We start from the raw sequence: 15,722 nt of genomic DNA, 5'->3' as shown, positions 1-15,722 counted from the left end.
ATGGAAGTCACAACAATAGTCGGTATTGTTATTGCCGTTATCATTATTTTAGTTGGTTTACGCATGCTGTTTAAAAAACCTGCAAGTGCAACACCTTCACTTGATAGTGAATTGCAGGTGAATTCAGATAGTCAGCTTCCAATTATTCCGCGTCATGTACGCGACCAATTGCAGACCTCGACGGAAGCAACTGAACGCGTTGAGCCAACGCTGAATGATGCTGAAGTGGTTGCAGAGATCACTGAAAAGCATGACCCTAAAGTTACCGCGGAAAAACAACAAGCTACAGAGATAGCAGTCAATACAAATACCGAAACGACAATAGAAGCAGCACAAACAGAGACTGTGGTTGATGCAACGGCGGCAGCGAAAATAGAAGAAAATGCAGATGAAGGTTTACATTTAAATGCACATCATATTGAAAAAGCAGAAATTGTTGAATTTAATGAAGAAAGTAGCATTTTAGATGAGCACTTACACGAACAACAACGTGTCGATGAAGAAAGTGTTTTACAAACGGCAGAAGAATTTATTGTTTTCAATATTTATCCAGAACGTCGTGTATTGACCGGAGACAAGACTTTAAAAGTGTTGCTTAAATATGGTCTTCGTTATGGTGAAATGGCATGTTTCCATCGTTATGATGAAGAACATGAAAAGCTTTCATTTTCTGTTTTACAGATTACCGAAGAAGGGCCTGCTGGCTTTGACTTAGAAACTCTAGCCAATGAGCAAGTCAAAGGTTTAGCCTTTTTCTTGGCTTTACCACACAACGATGTTCAGAATGCATTTGACACCATGGTCAGTATTTCTAACCTGATTGCACGTGAAATTGATGGCACAATTTACGACCAGAACCAACAGGAAATGACGGCTCAATCGCGTGAATTCTGGCGTCATCAAGCAATTGACTATCGTTCAGGTCAACAGGCAACGGTATAATATCAAATTGAAAATGAGAGTCTGACTTTTATAATAGGCAGACAAGATTGTTGAAGGGCGGAGAAACCGCCCTTTTTTATGGTGAAACTATGACTCAGCAAAACACTGTTGTCGCACAAATGCGTCAACTGATTCAGATTCTGGCACAGCACAATCATGCCTACTATGTGATGGATCAGCCCACCATTGCCGACAGTGAGTATGATCAGTTATTTCACCAACTGAAGGCATTAGAACAACAATATCCAGAATGGGTTCAGGCTGATACCCCGACCAATAAAGTCGGTGCTAAGCCATTGGCAAAATTTGAATCGGTGACCCATGCTGTGCCGATGCTGTCCTTAGGCAACGTGTTTAATCAAGAAGAGCTGTTTGCTTTCGCACGACGCATTGAAGAACGTTTACCGAATCAGAAGATTGAATACGATGTCGAATTGAAGTTCGATGGTTTGGCAATTTCATTGTGGTATGAAAATGGGGTACTCGTTCGTGGCGTAACTCGTGGAGATGGTGAAACGGGTGAAGATATTACCCAGAATGTTAAAACCATCCGTAACTTACCGAAAGTTTTAACGCATGCCTCTGGGGTGGTTCCAACTTTACTGGAAGTCCGTGGCGAAGTACTCATGCCAAAGTCTGGTTTTGAAAGGTTAAATGCCGAAAATGAAGCCAAGGGTGAAAAGACTTTTGCTAACCCACGTAATGCCGCTGCGGGCAGTTTAAGACAGCTTGACCCAGCGATTGCCGCTGCACGCCCACTGGCATTTTATGCCTATGGTATTGCACAGTGTGAACCGAATCATGGCTTAGCCACCATGTCTGCAAGTCTGGACTGGTTAACAGAGTTTGGCTTTGCTGTCGGTGAGCGTCATTTCATTTGCGACAGCATCCAAGCTGTACAGCAAGCCTATGAAAAAATTAATCAGGAACGTCCAGATTTAAGTGTTGAAATTGACGGAATGGTGGTTAAGGTCAATGATTTAAAACAACAACAGCAATTGGGCTTTTTAAGTCGAGAACCCCGTTGGGCAACGGCTTATAAATTTCCTGCAGTGGCTGCGCTTACAACGGTTGAAAATATTGACTGGCAGGTGGGACGAACAGGGACTTTAACCCCAGTTGCACGTTTGAACCCAGTTGCTGTAGGAGGGGTCACGGTATCGAATGTGACCTTGCATAATATTGGGGAAATTCATCGTCTAGATGTGCGTATTGGCGATACGGTCAGTGTGTACCGTAGTGGTGATGTGATTCCGAAGGTGGAAAAAGTCTGGCCCGAATTCCGTCCAAATGATACTCAGGAAGTGCATTTACCAGAACAATGTCCTGTTTGTGAATCACCTGTAGTGATGCCTGAAGGTGAAGCTTTAGCACGTTGTTCGGGTGGCTTATATTGCGCTGCACAGCGTATTGAGGCAATTCGTCACTTTGTATCACGTAAAGCCATGGATATTGAGGGCTTGGGTGATCGATGGGTAGAGTCATTGTTACATCTAGATTTACTTCAAGATGTCGCAGACATTTACCACTTACATGAACATCGTGAAAAAATGCTCACTATTGAAAAAATGGGCGAAAAGTCGGTTCAAAATCTCTTTGATGCGATTGAAAGCAGCAAAAAGACCACGCTAGCCGCTTTTATTTATGCGCTTGGAATACGCGGAGTGGGGGAAACCACAGCACGAATGTTAGCCAATACTTTTCAAACTCTTGATGCACTGCGGGTAGCAGATATTGAGGCTTTAAAGAAAACGCCCGATGTTGGTGATATTACGGCAGAGTGGATTGTCGATTTCTTCCAAGCACCGCATAACCTTGAAGTTTTGGATCGATTGTTGGCAGCAGGTATTCACTGGGATGCACCTGTCGCTCCAACACGCCAACCTTTTAATGGTGAAAGCTGGGTGATTACGGGTACGCTCAGCCAAATGGGACGTGATGAAGCAACGCAAATGTTACAAGCATTGGGTGCGCGTGTTAGTGGCAGTGTTTCAAGCAAAACCAAATGCTTGGTCGCAGGCGAAAAAGCTGGCTCAAAACTAGAAAAAGCTGAAAAGCTCGGTATTCATGTGATGAATGAAAGTGAGTTTATTCAACTGATGCAAGATTATGGTCAGTTACAGGCTTAGATTTTTGGATTTGGATCAAAAATATACTGTTCAGATATATAGTGTTCAGTTAAAGCACGACTAAAACGACTTTTAATGATGAGGGGGCCACAGCGGAGTCTTACCGAATTAGCATCAAATGCTTGAAGTTCGTATGTTACTTTGGATTAGTCCAAAGTAACCAAAGGCTTTAGTCATAAGCAAAACTCGTTCATTGCCATCAATGAATAAAATTGTCGCAGAAACATTTTTTTTCTAATGTAGTGTTGTCTCGAACAGTTGCTGATGACATTTCGTGTCTCATATGCCCTCATCAATTTAGAAAAAGCATAATGCTCGTCAGCTATGAAATTGACGAGCATTATGCTTTTTATTTATTTTCAAGGAATATATTGTTTGATCACACCATCGTTGAGCAATTGTTGAAAATGCTCAACCAGGCTTTCTTTGACATCGCGATACTGTAAACCTAATTCTTTTTGGCTCTTGCTCGCATCAAAATAAATCGGGTAACCCATATTCAGTTCAACAAATTCACGGCTAAAACCAATGAGCGGACCAATCACTTTAAAGGCTGCTTTTGGCAGTTCGTTGCGTGGAAATGGAAATTTCCAACCAAAATGTGCTTTAAGTAATTGACCAATTTCAAGCAAACTCAAAGTATCGCCACTGACGATGTAACGACCAGCTGCTTTGGGGTTAAATGCAGCCTGTAGGTGTGCTTCAGCGACATCCTGAACATCGACCACACCATTCCACATAGGTGGAACACCCGCGAGAGTTAAGCCATTGGTAAATTGTTGTAAGACCTCAATTGATCCTGACTGCGTATTTGGGGTTAATGAACGACCAAAGACCAACGCTGGATTAATGCAAACCAATTGCCAACGGTTTTGTGCATCGGCCATTTCCCAAGCTTTACGCTCAGCCATCACTTTGGAATATGGATAAGGCTGATGGGTCTCTGAGCTGCTGGTATTCCAGTGACTTTCATCAAAAGTATTATGATCAGTTTTTAAAATATCCACGGCATCGCCATATGTCGATGCAATACTCGAAGTGAGGATGACACGTTTGACTGACTCAGTTTCATTGACGGTGTTCAAAACATTTTCTGTACCTAAAACAGCAGGTTCAATGATGTCTTTCACCGCATCTTTATAGTTAGTAACGACGAAAGGTGACGCCATATGAAACACAATTTCACAGCCTTGCATGGCTTCTTTAAATGAATTTGGTTCGAGCAAATTGGCTTTAAAGAGTTTGAGTGTTCCTGCGCTGCTTTCTGCAATTTTAGATAAATGCGCGAAGCTTTGCGTTTTGTTCAGGTCACGGACAGTGGCATGTACGGTATAGCCTTGGGTTAATAATTTTTGAATTACCCAACTGGCAATATAACCCGAGGCACCTGTGACCAGTACAGGTGCTTGTGTTGCTAAGTTTGTCATAGATCAACCGTTGTTGTTTTAAGTATTGGCATAGTGTAAGCCTGAATGTGATGAAAGTCTTTGCTTATGGGAAACAGGTTTCTAACTTATGCGTCATTTACGGAGATGTTGATGCACGTTATAAAACAAAATTGGTCGAGGTAAATACGACTTGATTAGCCCATATAGACAACGTGATCAATCAAAACTATTGGGAGGTGTATTTAACGCTTACTATCTAATAGTGGAGACTCGCTGTTCTAAATTGAGAGTAACTTTTTATTTTTAATAATAAAAAAATCATGGTGTGATAATTTTCACTTCGTGATGTTTTAAAGACGTGGTGAAATAAGGACCATTTTAAATAGTTACAAATTTTAAAATAAGCAAAATTTTGAATGAAATAGCCTTTGCCCTAAGATGCAAAATACTGCAAAGGCTTATTTTATATGCGGAAAATGGCTTAAATTGAACTGCAAATGCGTATGTTTCTCATTTTAATTTTATAAAAATCATAAGCTTACAAAATTTAACTTTTGCAATCCTTTTCAAATGTCGCCATAATATTTTAAAAAGGTATGGGGTATAACGAGATGCGCGGTAATCCAGAAGTAGTAGACTATTTAAATATGTTGATCGGTGGGGAACTTGCAGCTCGCGATCAGTATCTCATTCATTCACGTATGTACGAAGATTGGGGCTTAAGTAAAATCTTTGAGCGTATTGATCATGAAATGCAAGAAGAAGCCTCACATGCAGATGCCTTAATTCGTCGTGTACTGTTTCTAGAAGGTACACCGAATATGAACCGTGATGATATTCATGTGGGACAAGATGTGGTGACCTGTTTAAAGGCAGACTTGGCACTGGAATATCATGTACGTGAGAAATTGGCGCAAGGCGTGAAACTGGCGGAAGAAAAAGGTGATTATGTCACACGTGATATGTTGCGCCAGCAAATGTCAGATACTGAAGAAGACCATACGTATTGGTTAGAAAAGCAAATTCGTTTAATTGAATTGATTGGCTTACAAAACTATATTCAGTCGCAAATGTAAGATTCAAATAAAAAAACCCAGTAAACACTGGGTTTTTTTCTGGTTTAAATTTCTTTTGATATCAAATTACAGCTTATTCTCGATGTTCAATCGTTGGATCAAGTTGCCATGATTGTGCCAATGTTTGAATGATTCGATCTTTCTGTTTTTTTGAAAAAAGAGATAAAGAGATTCTTTCTAAAGGGTTTGGATCTACTTTACTAATTAATTGTTTAAAATAAATATCTGTTTTGTATAGCCAAAAATCTTGGAAATTTTGTTTTAATAATTTACGTTGCCATTCATATTGTCTGAATTTTTTAGGATCAATCGTGAGAAAAGGTGGTTGTTGCAATGTAGAAAGTTGAACTGTACGCTGGCGCAAAAACAGATGTGAAATGATACGTTGGTTGGTAATAATAATAGAGTCAAAAAATCTGAAAAAACTCAACAAGCATAATATAGCCAACATTATAAAATGTTTAGACTGCAACGGAAGTGCAAAAGAAACATATATTGCTATGATCATACATAGGAGAAATAGGTAAATAGAATTTATAGGCTTTGTTTTATATAAAATTTTTTCATTGTTTTGTAATTGCATTAGTGATTACCATTTTATTTTGTGAATATCTGCCAGAACCTGTTTGGCATGTGTTTGTGTGTTCACACTGCTGTAGTGATAGACAATAGTACCCTTAGGATCAATCAAGAAAGTTTCACGCTTGGCAATTTGAGCTACACCAAAATTACGGACTATGCCGAACTGACCTGCCAGTTGTTGTTTTTGATCGGCTAAAATTGGAAAAGGGAGTCCCAATTTACTGGAAAACTTTTGATGGGATTTAACATCGTCAAGGCTGACGCCCAAGACTACAGCATTTGCTTTTAAAAATTGAGGATACAGTGCTTTAAACTGGTTGGCTTCTTGAGTGCAGCCAGGAGAGTCATCTTTGGGATAAAAATACAAGACCATCCACTGACCGCGATATTGTTTGGATTCATGCCATTTGCCATTTTGATCTTGTAATTTAAAACTAGGTGCTGCCTGTCCAACCCATTGTTTTTGGCTTGCAGTGGAAGAAGAAAAAATCGAAGTTTCGGCATGAGTTAAATGATAAGTCCCGAAACTACAGGTTATCCCCATTAAGCCGACACGGAGTAATTGATTCAAAGTCATTTTCTTCTAATTTTTGATGCTAAGGAAACTTTATCTTAGCAAACTATTGCTATCACCCGTACAACAAAATTCCAGAACGACTATGTGTGGTGATTGGTGATTTGATTAAAACCTGAACCATATGTGAGATGACTTTATAAGGCGGAACTGTGTGACTTTGCAGTTTGATAATGATAGGAAATGCAGCTCAGTCGCAAAATAAAAGCAGTTATACTGCTGTGCAAAGTTTTATTTTTAGAGCAAAACGTTGAACGCAAGTATTTTACTGATTACGGGTTGGGGTGGTGGTACACAACTGTTAGAGCCTTTACAACACAAGCTACAACAACAGGGATATGTCGTTGAGCTAATTAATATTTTTAATGCTTTCGATGCTGAAATCTTGCAACACCATGTGGAACTGGCGCGTCGTTTTGATGTGATTATCGGCTGGTCATTGGGTGGACAGCTTGCCACACTGCTAGTACAGCAGCTTGAACAACAGTTTTCAGAACAAAAAATCTTGATCAGCTTGGCGTCCAATCCGTGTTTTGTTGCACAACCAAACTGGTCAACCGCAATGCCGCAAGAAACATTTAAGCAATTCAAACAGTCCTTCCAACAGGATGCTGTAGCAACCTTAAAGCGTTTTGGATTTTTGGTGTGCCAAGGAGCAGATTCTGCCAAGAAAGATTTTATCCAAATGCAAAAACTGATTAAGCCACAACCAATTTCACTATTAGAACAAGGTTTAGTGTTATTAGAGCAGTTGAATTTAGCCAAAACTTTAGCGCATTATACAGGGCAGCAATTGCATGTGTTTGCCGAGAAAGATGCTCTGGTTCCTCGCGAAATTATTCAAAATATGCAGCAATTACTTACAGAAAATGTAGAAGTTGTAAGTATTGAACATGCTTCGCATGGTTTTCCTTGCTTCCAAGTTGAGCAAACTATGCAAATTATTGAAGATTTTCTGAAGCAACCTCTTCAGGCTGTCTAGGAATGACCATTCTCGCAATGTTTTTTAGAAACTTGCAGGTTTAAGATAGCCCACATTGCAAAAAATACGACACCACAGGAGTTTATGGATGACTGATTTATTTGACCTTGAACATATCTGGCATCCTTATACCTCTATGACCAATCCGCTGCCAACTTTCAAAGTAAAGAAAGCTTATGGGGCAGTCATTGAACTAGATGATGGACGCCAACTGATTGATGGTATGTCGTCATGGTGGTGTGCGATTCATGGTTATAACCACCCAGATTTGAATCAGGCGGTGACCGATCAGTTGCAAAATATGTCGCATATTATGTTTGGTGGTTTAACCCATGATCCTGCGATTGAACTGGGCAAACTGTTATTAGACATTACACCACCCAGTTTAGACAAAATTTTCTATGCTGATTCTGGTTCAGTTGCAGTCGAAGTCGCGCTAAAAATGGCAGTGCAATATTGGACTTCGCAAGGCAATATTGAAAAGACCAATTTTGTGACGCCACGCTCGGGCTATCACGGGGATACGTGGAATGCGATGTCGGTATGTGATCCTGTAACGGGCATGCATCAGATTTTTGGCAGCAGTTTACCCAATCGTATTTTTGTTCCTGCACCGCAAGTCGGTTTTGATCAGACTTGGGACCCAGCGGATATTGCTGAACTCGCACAAACCTTGGAACAGCATCACCGCAGCATTGCAGGTCTGATTATTGAGCCGATTGTGCAGGGTGCAGGGGGAATGCGTTTCTACCATCCAGAGTATTTGCGCCAAGCTAAACTGCTCTGTGAAAAATATAACATCCTGCTCATTTTTGATGAAATCGCAACTGGTTTTGGGCGTACAGGCAAACTCTTTGCTTGGGAGCATGCACAAGTTGAACCCGATATCATGTGTATCGGCAAAGGCTTAACAGGTGGTTATATGACGCTGTCTGCAACCTTAACCTCGAAGCATGTGGCTGAAACCATCTCTAAAGGTGAAGCGGGCGTGTTTATGCATGGCCCGACTTTTATGGCCAATCCACTGGCTTGTGCAGTGGCATTACGCAGCACGCAACTTTTGGTGTCTCAAGACTGGCAAAGTACCATTCAGCGTATTGGCAACCAATTGCAGCAACATCTCGCCCCATTAGCACAACTCAATTATGTGCAAGATGTGCGTGTATTGGGCGCGATTGGTGTGGTTGAGCTGAACTTTAATGTCGATATGAAAACGCTACAACAAGAATTTGTAAAACGTGGCATCTGGATTCGTCCATTTGGTAAGTTGGTCTATGTCATGCCACCGTATGTCATTTCTGAAACGCAGTTGAATACTTTATTGACTGAACTGGTAGATGTGGTTCGCCATATGCAAGAGGAAGCCGCATGAATTTGTTAGACCATTACGCTGCACAGTTGGATGAGCTAAAACAGCAGGGTAATTTACGTCAATTTACTTCAAACTCCCAACAGGGGAAGTGGATTGAAATTCAGCAACGCCGTATGTTGAATTTAGCTTCAAATGACTATTTGGGCTTGGCTTCTGATCTGAGCTTACGCGAACAGTTTTTTGATGAAACCCCGAATGCGCATCGTCTGATGAGCTCATCTTCTTCGCGTTTATTGACAGGGAATTTTCCTGAATATGAGCAGCTCGAAGCCAGTTTAAGTCAGGCTTTCGCTGGACGTGCTGCGCTGTTGTTTAACAGTGGTTACCATATGAATATTGGGATTTTACCTGCAGTTAGCGATGCCAAAACACTGATTTTGGCAGATAAACTGGTACATGCCAGTATGATTGACGGGATTCGTCTTTCTTCTGCCAAGTATGTACGTTATCGCCACAATGACTTACAGCATCTGTCGCAGTTGCTACAAAAATATCATGATGATGAGGCTTTTGAGCGCATTATTGTGGTGACTGAATCCATTTTTAGTATGGATGGCGATGAAACTGATTTGACTGAATTGGTACGGATTAAATCCCAATTTGCCAAAGTCATGCTGTATGTAGATGAAGCACATGCCATTGGCGTACGTGGTGAACAAGGTTTAGGCTGCGCTGAACAATATCAAGTGATTGAGCAGATTGACTTCTTAGTAGGGACATTTGGTAAGGCGATGGCATCAGTTGGTGGTTACTTGATTTGCCATCCGATTATCCGTGAATTCCTGATTAATCGTATGCGTTCTTTGATTTTCAGTACCGCACAGCCTCCAATTTGTATGGCATGGACCAACTTTATCTTCAAAAAACAGCTTACGATGACTACCAGTCGTCAGCATTTACAACAATTAAGCGCTTATTTACAACAAGCCGTACAAGCAAAAGGGTATGCTTGTCCGTCGACCAGCCATATTGTGCCTGTCATTATTGGTGAGTCACAAAAAACGGTCGATACTGCGGCACAGTTACAGCAGGCAGGTTTCTATATTATGCCTGTGCGTCCACCAACAGTACCTGTGCAAAGTTCGCGTTTACGTATCTGTTTAAATACCCAATTTCAGCAAGATGAACTGGATCAGTTTATCGCTTTGTTATGAGTTTTAGCGTTGAATCCATCTCAAATAGATAAGTCTCGTGTGGCACTGCGTTTTGCACAAGCGGGACAAAGCTATACCGAACATGCCATCGCACAAAAGCAAATTTGCCAGCATCTGATGCAATTGATGCTGGATCATCTGCCGACCCAACATCAAGCACGTGTCCTGGAGATCGGCTGTGGTTCTGGCAATTTGAGTCATCTATTATTGCAACATTTGCAAATTGATCGGCTGATTCTGAATGACATTTATGCTGAAGTTCAGCGCCATTTCCCACAGCAGCAACAGATTGAGTGGCGAATTGGCGATATCGAACAGCTTGAGTTTCCAACACAATTAAACTTAGTGACTTCCAGTTCTGCATTGCAGTGGATGACCGATTTACAGGCCGTTTTTACTAAAGTTGCGTATGCTTTAGTGCAACAAGGTTTTTTCTGTTTTTCTATTTTTGGGCAGAAGAACTTAAAGGAAATTAAAGCTTTGACGGGGCAGGGGCTTGAATATCATACCTTGTCTGAGTTGCAACAGGTATTAACGCAAACAGGTTTTGATGTGTTGCATCTGAGTGAACAGATCAAGACCTTGCATTTTTCACATCCCAAGCAAGTGTTACAGCATTTGAAAGCCACAGGTGTCACGGCAACCAGTGCTTCACATCGTTGGACTAAAAACACGTTACAACAGTTTTATCAAGATTATCAGCAGTTTTCGGAGATCGATCAGCAAGGGCAAACACAGTATGTACTCAGCTATCACCCGATTTATTGTATTGCACGGAGAATAACATGAGCGCAGACATCTATTTTATCAGTGGGATTGATACTGGCATTGGTAAGACCTATACCACAGGATATCTGGCAAAGTTATGGAATGCGCAAGGTCAGCAGGTTATCACGCAAAAATTGATTCAAACGGGTAATGTTGATGTCTCTGAAGATATTCAGCAGCACCGTGAAATTATGGGGACAGGTTGGTTGCCAGAAGATGAAAGCAAACTGACCATGCCTGAAATTTTTAGCTATCCGGCATCACCACATTTAGCCACCAAACTCGATGGTCGTGACATTGATTTTGCCAAGATTGAAGCGGCAACACAGCAATTGGCAGAAAAATTTGAGGTGGTGTTACTGGAAGGTGCTGGCGGTTTAATGGTGCCACTCACCACAGAGTTACTGACCATTGATTATCTAGAACAGAAAAAGTTTCCTGTTATTTTAGTCAGTTCTGGGCGTTTAGGTAGTATTAACCATACTTTACTCAGCCTAGAAGCCTTAAAAGCACGAGGTTTATCTTTATATGCTTTGGCGTATAACTTAAATGATGAATCGCAAGATTCGTTAATTTCCAAAGATACTTCTGAATATCTGAAAGCTTATTTAGCTAAGCATTTTCCAGAAGCACAATGGATTGATATTCCTGTGCTGTGACCATTTAAAAACAAGGTTTCATCGAGTTTGATGAAACCTTGTAATAGTGTTATGCATTTAGTCTATTCGTTTAGTGATAATAAGCTAGAATTTGTTGGGTAATAAAATCATGACCAGCTTTATTAAATAATGCATAACTACCTTTGGATTCATAATTGACCCAAGTACCAATCTTTTCCCCGTAATTTGGTGAGATGATGTCACCTTTCATGTCCCACTCACCATCATAAATTTTGCCGTCTTTTTCAATTGCTGGATCTGCACCCGTATAAATGTCATTACCATTGGTATCTACAGTATAAGCAACGTTCAGATTGAACACTTTTTTGATTTTATATTGCTGACTACTTTGTGGATAATTCGTTTGTACCCATTCAGTTAAACTTTTGGCTTCCGAAATATTATTATTCCAAAAATAAAATTGGTTTTCCTCATAGATGACTGTTTTTGGTACATATACAAATGAACCAGCAGGGAACGTTGCATTACTACTTAAGAGGCTTTTAAAAGCATCGGCATTACTTTTGAGAATGCCACCCACTTGATCACTAATGAAAATATAATCTAGAACTTTTGGGTAGTCTGTTGAGATATTGCTAGGCAAAATATCTGCTATTTTTTTCCCTGAAAGATCAAATTTTTCAAAGTCATAATTTAATTTTCCTGCATTAAAATTACATGTGTCATTAAATTGTGAAGTTGAAATATTTAACCCTTTAGATGAGGAAAGATAACCCAAAGGCCAACCTTCATTCTGCTTATTAAAAGATTTTTGCGTAAATAGACCAAATGAATTTAAGATATTATGATTGGTGGTGAAATCCATCATATTATTTTCGAGTTCTTCTAAGCTGATATTATAAAGCGGCTTGTAGTTGATATATAACATTTGCCCCTTGAGTTTAATTTCATCGCTATACAATTGATCAGTTACGTTATAGCCAGTTTGAGGGGGGACGGATTCCTCAACTTTATAGTCATAGTCGATAACATATAAAGGCTCATCAAAAATAGTAGTTCCAGTAATTTGGGAATTTAAAAGAATTCCTCGATTACATGTTAACGTGGTCGATCCTTCAGAACTTGAATTTGAAGTGGATGGGGGTGTCGAGGAAGTGGAATCACCAGATCCCCCTCCACATCCGCTTAAAACTGTAATAGATATAGAGAGTGCTAAAGTTGTAAATTTCTTCATTTGTGTGACTCTAGGTTTTAAATTATTGAATTATTAAGTTTTAAAGTTAGAAATGGATTATATACAGAAAGGTCTGTATGGTGAATAATTTTTATTCTTATATATGATGACTTATAAAATGCCTCATGAGATTAATCAGAGTATTTGAATGCCGAGTGTTTTCATACTGGATTTTTATAGCTGATTGATAATTGGAGAAGTCGATTTTACAAACAAAAAAATCCGCATTTTATAGAAAATGAAATGCGGATTTTTTTTCGACAAGATTAAAGCGAAGCGTTACTCTCAATTCCAATTTTGGTGATATTTAGACGTTGTGCCATCGCCATGACCATTGCGACTTGTTTATATTCAGTCATACGGTCAGGCTGTAATTTAATTTGGTCTTGTTCGGACTTTTTTGACACCGTCATAAATAAGTTTTCTAAAGCTTGCTTATTCTCTACAGGTTGACCATTCCAGAAAATTTTTCCTTGTGCATCTAATTTGAGGTTGATGATTTCAGGTGGTTTTTCATTGCTTTGTGGTGGCGGAGCACCATTCGGCAAATTAATATTGATGGCATTATTTGGAATTGGAATAGTGATAATAAACATAATAATCAACACCAACATGACATCAATTAATGGTGTCATGTTGACATCGAGTAGTACATCATCGTCATCATTTGAGCCAACATTCATACCCATAACTTGCTCCTTCAGACCCAATTACGGTGAAGCTGGGGGAGTGGTGACAAAAGCAATTTTACCAATCCCAGCTTGTTTGGTTGCATTAATCACTTGATCAATCGCATCAAAGTGAGTCTGTTGATCACCACGAATATGCACTTCGGGCTGTGGACGTTTTTGTGCCTCAGCTTGTAGGCGTGTCATTAGTGTGGCTTTGTCTCCGATATATTTTTCATTCCAGAACACATCGCCATTTTTATTGACTGCAAGTTGAATATTTTCAGGTTTATTGGCATACGGTGTATTTTTCTCTTCGGGTAATTTTACGGGTACTGTATGAATGGCAACAGGCACCGTAATAAGGAAAATAATCAGCAGAACCAACATGATATCAACCAGTGGAGTTGTATTAATGGTTCCGATTACATCGTCTTCACTGTCATCTGAACTGACCATCATGCCCATGGTGGATGTCCTCTTTTATTTATTCACGACTTTTTTATGATTTGGATTAGTGCTGATTTCTCCACTGAGTAAGACCGTGTGTAAATCAGAGCCAAAAGTACGGACATTTTCCATCACCGCTTTATTGCGACGGGTTAACCAGTTGTAGCCGAGCACCGCGGGCACTGCAACGGCCAGACCAATCGCCGTCATAATCAGAGCCTCACCAACAGGGCCCGCAACTTTATCAATCGATGCTTGACCCGACATGCCAATAGCGGTGAGTGCGTGATAAATTCCCCAAACCGTCCCAAACAGACCCACAAATGGTGCTGTTGAGCCGACGGTTGCCAGAAAAGCCAGTCCGCCACTCAAATGACTTTGAATTTTGTCGATGGCGCGTTGAATGGAAATGGTTACCCATGTATTAAAGTCGATACGTTCTAGTAAAGTTCCTTCGTGGTTTTTGGTCGAGTGAATGCCTTTTTCCGCAATGAACCGGAAAACACTGTCTTTATCTAAGCTATCTGTTGCACTTTCGAGTGTGCTGGCATCCCAGAATTCAGCATCAGCTTTACGACCTTGTCCTTTAATTTTCGATTGTTGCAGCAGTTTGGTAATCATGATGTACCACGTGCCAATCGACATCATGACTAAAATAAATAGCGTGGTTTTGGCGACCATGTCACCTTCTTTCCACATGGCTTCCAAGCCATAAGGGTTGTATGCAGGGGCTTCTGATTTGGCAGGTGGTTGCGGTGCAGTGGCGGTGTTACTTGAAGTTACTGTTGTCGTCGTTGCAGGGGCAGTATCTTCAGCAAATGCAGAATGGATTGGGAGAAGGGTACTTGCTGCAAGTAAGCCAGCAGTGGCCATTTTTTTTACAGGATTGATCATTTTATTCATCTATATGCTCCAATTTTTGTTTAATTCATTAGTCCAGTGCAAATTCATAAGGAATTTCAAACCAAGTTTCTTGCGGTTCACCATTTTTTAATGCGGGATTAAAGGTGCATAAGCTATAAGCTTTCGAGGCTGCTTTATCTAAGCTCTTCACACCGCTGGATTTTTTCACTTTGACTTGTTTGGCTTTTCCATCCGTACCGACCAGTACCGAAATGGTCACTGCACCAAATTCACCATTCATTTGTGCTTCACGCGGCATTTCTGGTTGTTTACAGCCTCCTTGACCTTGCGATGCTCCGCGAGTTACACCCGCAGGTTTAGGTGCAGGGGCAGGTGTCGCTGCTGCCGTAACAGGTGTAGGGGCGGGCACTGGACTTGGTGAAGGCGCTGCGGTAGGTGTCGGTGTGACAGCTTTTACAGGCTGAGTTAGGCTAACGGGCGCTGTTTTTTGTACAGGTTCAATTTTTTCCACAGGCTTTTCGGGTACAGGGTTTTTTACGACCTCTTTAACCATTTTGGGTGGTTCAGGTGGAATTTCTTTGGGTTTTGGTTTTTCGGGTTCAGGTGGTTTATCTTGAATAATCATCAATTCCACAGTGGGTTCTTCGGGCTTATGTATGGTTTTGGACAAACCCGCCATAAGGGCATAAAAAATAATAAGATGCAGAAAAATGACTGCCCCAATACCAATCAGGCGTTTGGCTGAATTGTTCTCTAATGCTGTGAAACTTGTGCCCATGGTTACTCCTGAAATTTGAGACAAACAATAAATCGTTCACGCATCACTGCTTATGAAAGATGGACAGATTGACGGTATTTTTTGTTTGGCTAAACGAAGGATTAAAAGTTTTGTCCATACTGTATGGCTGGAGGTTCTCAA

16 protein-coding genes are annotated in these 15,722 nt (G+C 40.5%); 8 read left to right on the top strand and 8 right to left on the bottom strand.

Translation table 11 applies throughout. From position 1 onward, the window contains the following. On the top strand, positions 1-942 hold the full coding sequence (locus tag C3F34_RS03205) for a cell division protein ZipA C-terminal FtsZ-binding domain-containing protein (protein WP_104441063.1): 942 nt from the start codon (positions 1-3) through the stop codon (positions 940-942). A gap of 89 nt (positions 943-1,031) precedes the next feature. After that, on the top strand, positions 1,032-3,071 hold the full coding sequence (gene ligA / locus C3F34_RS03200; RefSeq protein WP_104441062.1) for an NAD-dependent DNA ligase LigA: 2,040 nt from the start codon (positions 1,032-1,034) through the stop codon (positions 3,069-3,071). A 359-nt stretch (positions 3,072-3,430) separates the two neighbouring features. On the opposite strand, the gene C3F34_RS03195 is transcribed toward ligA, so the two are convergent. Further along, positions 3,431-4,498, bottom strand: a complete 1,068-nt coding sequence (locus C3F34_RS03195) for an SDR family oxidoreductase (protein ID WP_104441061.1) — start codon at positions 4,496-4,498, stop codon at positions 3,431-3,433. A gap of 572 nt (positions 4,499-5,070) precedes the next feature. Here C3F34_RS03195 and ftn point away from each other — a divergent pair. Further along, positions 5,071-5,535 carry a heteropolymeric bacterioferritin subunit Ftn gene (gene ftn / locus C3F34_RS03190; RefSeq protein ID WP_026441177.1) on the top strand — a complete coding sequence of 155 codons (465 nt, stop codon included), beginning with the start codon at positions 5,071-5,073 and terminating at the stop codon, positions 5,533-5,535. Between the two features lie 73 nt (positions 5,536-5,608). Here ftn and C3F34_RS03185 read toward each other — a convergent pair whose 3' ends face one another. Together C3F34_RS03185 and C3F34_RS03180 are read right to left on the bottom strand one after the other, a co-directional pair. Then, complete coding sequence (locus tag C3F34_RS03185) at positions 5,609-6,118, bottom strand: hypothetical protein (RefSeq protein WP_044739315.1); 510 nt, start codon at positions 6,116-6,118, stop codon at positions 5,609-5,611. A 6-nt stretch (positions 6,119-6,124) separates the two neighbouring features. Beyond that, entirely contained in the window at positions 6,125-6,661 is a 537-nt protein-coding gene (locus tag C3F34_RS03180) for a peroxiredoxin (protein WP_416333152.1), read from the bottom strand. 280 nt (positions 6,662-6,941) lie between these two features. Here C3F34_RS03180 and C3F34_RS03175 point away from each other — a divergent pair, with 280 nt between their 5' ends. The 5 genes from C3F34_RS03175 to bioD all read left to right on the top strand — a co-directional run bounded on the left by C3F34_RS03175 (position 6,942) and on the right by bioD (position 11,626). Beyond that, positions 6,942-7,673: an alpha/beta fold hydrolase gene (locus tag C3F34_RS03175; protein ID WP_104441058.1), complete on the top strand. Its 732-nt coding sequence runs from the start codon at positions 6,942-6,944 to the stop codon at positions 7,671-7,673. An 88-nt stretch (positions 7,674-7,761) separates the two neighbouring features. After that, positions 7,762-9,045 (top strand): adenosylmethionine--8-amino-7-oxononanoate transaminase, encoded by a 1,284-nt coding sequence (gene bioA / locus C3F34_RS03170; protein ID WP_104441057.1) that lies wholly within the window; start codon positions 7,762-7,764, stop codon positions 9,043-9,045. Continuing rightward, positions 9,042-10,199 (top strand): 8-amino-7-oxononanoate synthase, encoded by a 1,158-nt coding sequence (locus C3F34_RS03165; protein ID WP_104441056.1) that lies wholly within the window; start codon positions 9,042-9,044, stop codon positions 10,197-10,199. The genes bioA and C3F34_RS03165 overlap by 4 nt, the downstream gene beginning before the upstream one ends. 9 nt (positions 10,200-10,208) lie before the next feature. Beyond that, entirely contained in the window at positions 10,209-10,988 is a 780-nt protein-coding gene (gene bioC, locus C3F34_RS03160; RefSeq protein ID WP_104441055.1) for a malonyl-ACP O-methyltransferase BioC, read from the top strand. After that, positions 10,985-11,626, top strand: coding sequence for a dethiobiotin synthase (gene bioD / locus C3F34_RS03155; protein ID WP_016166078.1), 642 nt, complete (start codon positions 10,985-10,987; stop codon positions 11,624-11,626). The genes bioC and bioD overlap by 4 nt, the downstream gene beginning before the upstream one ends. A 70-nt stretch (positions 11,627-11,696) precedes the next feature. Here the strand turns inward: bioD and C3F34_RS03150 are convergent, their stop codons facing one another. The 5 genes from C3F34_RS03150 to C3F34_RS03130 all read right to left on the bottom strand — a co-directional run bounded on the left by C3F34_RS03150 (position 11,697) and on the right by C3F34_RS03130 (position 15,581). Next, positions 11,697-12,821, bottom strand: a complete 1,125-nt coding sequence (locus C3F34_RS03150) for a hypothetical protein (protein WP_044739321.1) — start codon at positions 12,819-12,821, stop codon at positions 11,697-11,699. Positions 12,822-13,087: 266 nt separating this feature from the next. Next, positions 13,088-13,510: an ExbD/TolR family protein gene (locus C3F34_RS03145; RefSeq protein WP_016166076.1), complete on the bottom strand. Its 423-nt coding sequence runs from the start codon at positions 13,508-13,510 to the stop codon at positions 13,088-13,090. Between the two features lie 21 nt (positions 13,511-13,531). After that, a complete protein-coding gene (locus C3F34_RS03140) occupies positions 13,532-13,957 on the bottom strand; it encodes an ExbD/TolR family protein (RefSeq protein ID WP_044739323.1) in 426 nt (141 codons plus the stop codon). A 15-nt stretch (positions 13,958-13,972) separates the two neighbouring features. Further along, positions 13,973-14,842, bottom strand: coding sequence for a MotA/TolQ/ExbB proton channel family protein (locus tag C3F34_RS03135; RefSeq protein ID WP_044739324.1), 870 nt, complete (start codon positions 14,840-14,842; stop codon positions 13,973-13,975). A gap of 28 nt (positions 14,843-14,870) precedes the next feature. After that, on the bottom strand, positions 14,871-15,581 hold the full coding sequence (locus C3F34_RS03130; protein WP_044739325.1) for an energy transducer TonB: 711 nt from the start codon (positions 15,579-15,581) through the stop codon (positions 14,871-14,873). Between the last annotated feature and the right edge of the window lie 141 nt (positions 15,582-15,722).

The sequence above is a fragment of the Acinetobacter sp. ACNIH2 genome, assembly GCF_002934965.1.
In the GTDB taxonomy this organism is placed as follows: Bacteria; Pseudomonadota; Gammaproteobacteria; order Pseudomonadales; family Moraxellaceae; genus Acinetobacter; species Acinetobacter tandoii.
The sequence above is the reverse complement of the archived record's forward strand: the minus strand, read 5'-3'. Positions and strand labels throughout refer to the sequence as shown.

What these genes read in the sequence shown, in the direction of transcription:
- C3F34_RS03205 (WP_104441063.1), top strand. Translation starts at nt 1, where the DNA reads ATGGAAGTCACAACAATAGTCGGTATTGTTATTGCCGTTATCATTATT.
- ligA (WP_104441062.1), top strand. Translation starts at nt 1,032, where the DNA reads ATGACTCAGCAAAACACTGTTGTCGCACAAATGCGTCAACTGATTCAG.
- C3F34_RS03195 (WP_104441061.1), bottom strand. Translation starts at nt 4,498, where the DNA reads ATGACAAACTTAGCAACACAAGCACCTGTACTGGTCACAGGTGCCTCG.
- ftn (WP_026441177.1), top strand. Translation starts at nt 5,071, where the DNA reads ATGCGCGGTAATCCAGAAGTAGTAGACTATTTAAATATGTTGATCGGT.
- C3F34_RS03185 (WP_044739315.1), bottom strand. Translation starts at nt 6,118, where the DNA reads ATGCAATTACAAAACAATGAAAAAATTTTATATAAAACAAAGCCTATA.
- C3F34_RS03180 (WP_416333152.1), bottom strand. Translation starts at nt 6,661, where the DNA reads ATGGGGATAACCTGTAGTTTCGGGACTTATCATTTAACTCATGCCGAA.
- bioA (WP_104441057.1), top strand. Translation starts at nt 7,762, where the DNA reads ATGACTGATTTATTTGACCTTGAACATATCTGGCATCCTTATACCTCT.
- C3F34_RS03165 (WP_104441056.1), top strand. Translation starts at nt 9,042, where the DNA reads ATGAATTTGTTAGACCATTACGCTGCACAGTTGGATGAGCTAAAACAG.
- bioD (WP_016166078.1), top strand. Translation starts at nt 10,985, where the DNA reads ATGAGCGCAGACATCTATTTTATCAGTGGGATTGATACTGGCATTGGT.
- C3F34_RS03150 (WP_044739321.1), bottom strand. Translation starts at nt 12,821, where the DNA reads ATGAAGAAATTTACAACTTTAGCACTCTCTATATCTATTACAGTTTTA.
- C3F34_RS03145 (WP_016166076.1), bottom strand. Translation starts at nt 13,510, where the DNA reads ATGGGTATGAATGTTGGCTCAAATGATGACGATGATGTACTACTCGAT.
- C3F34_RS03140 (WP_044739323.1), bottom strand. Translation starts at nt 13,957, where the DNA reads ATGGGCATGATGGTCAGTTCAGATGACAGTGAAGACGATGTAATCGGA.
- C3F34_RS03135 (WP_044739324.1), bottom strand. Translation starts at nt 14,842, where the DNA reads ATGAATAAAATGATCAATCCTGTAAAAAAAATGGCCACTGCTGGCTTA.
- C3F34_RS03130 (WP_044739325.1), bottom strand. Translation starts at nt 15,581, where the DNA reads ATGGGCACAAGTTTCACAGCATTAGAGAACAATTCAGCCAAACGCCTG.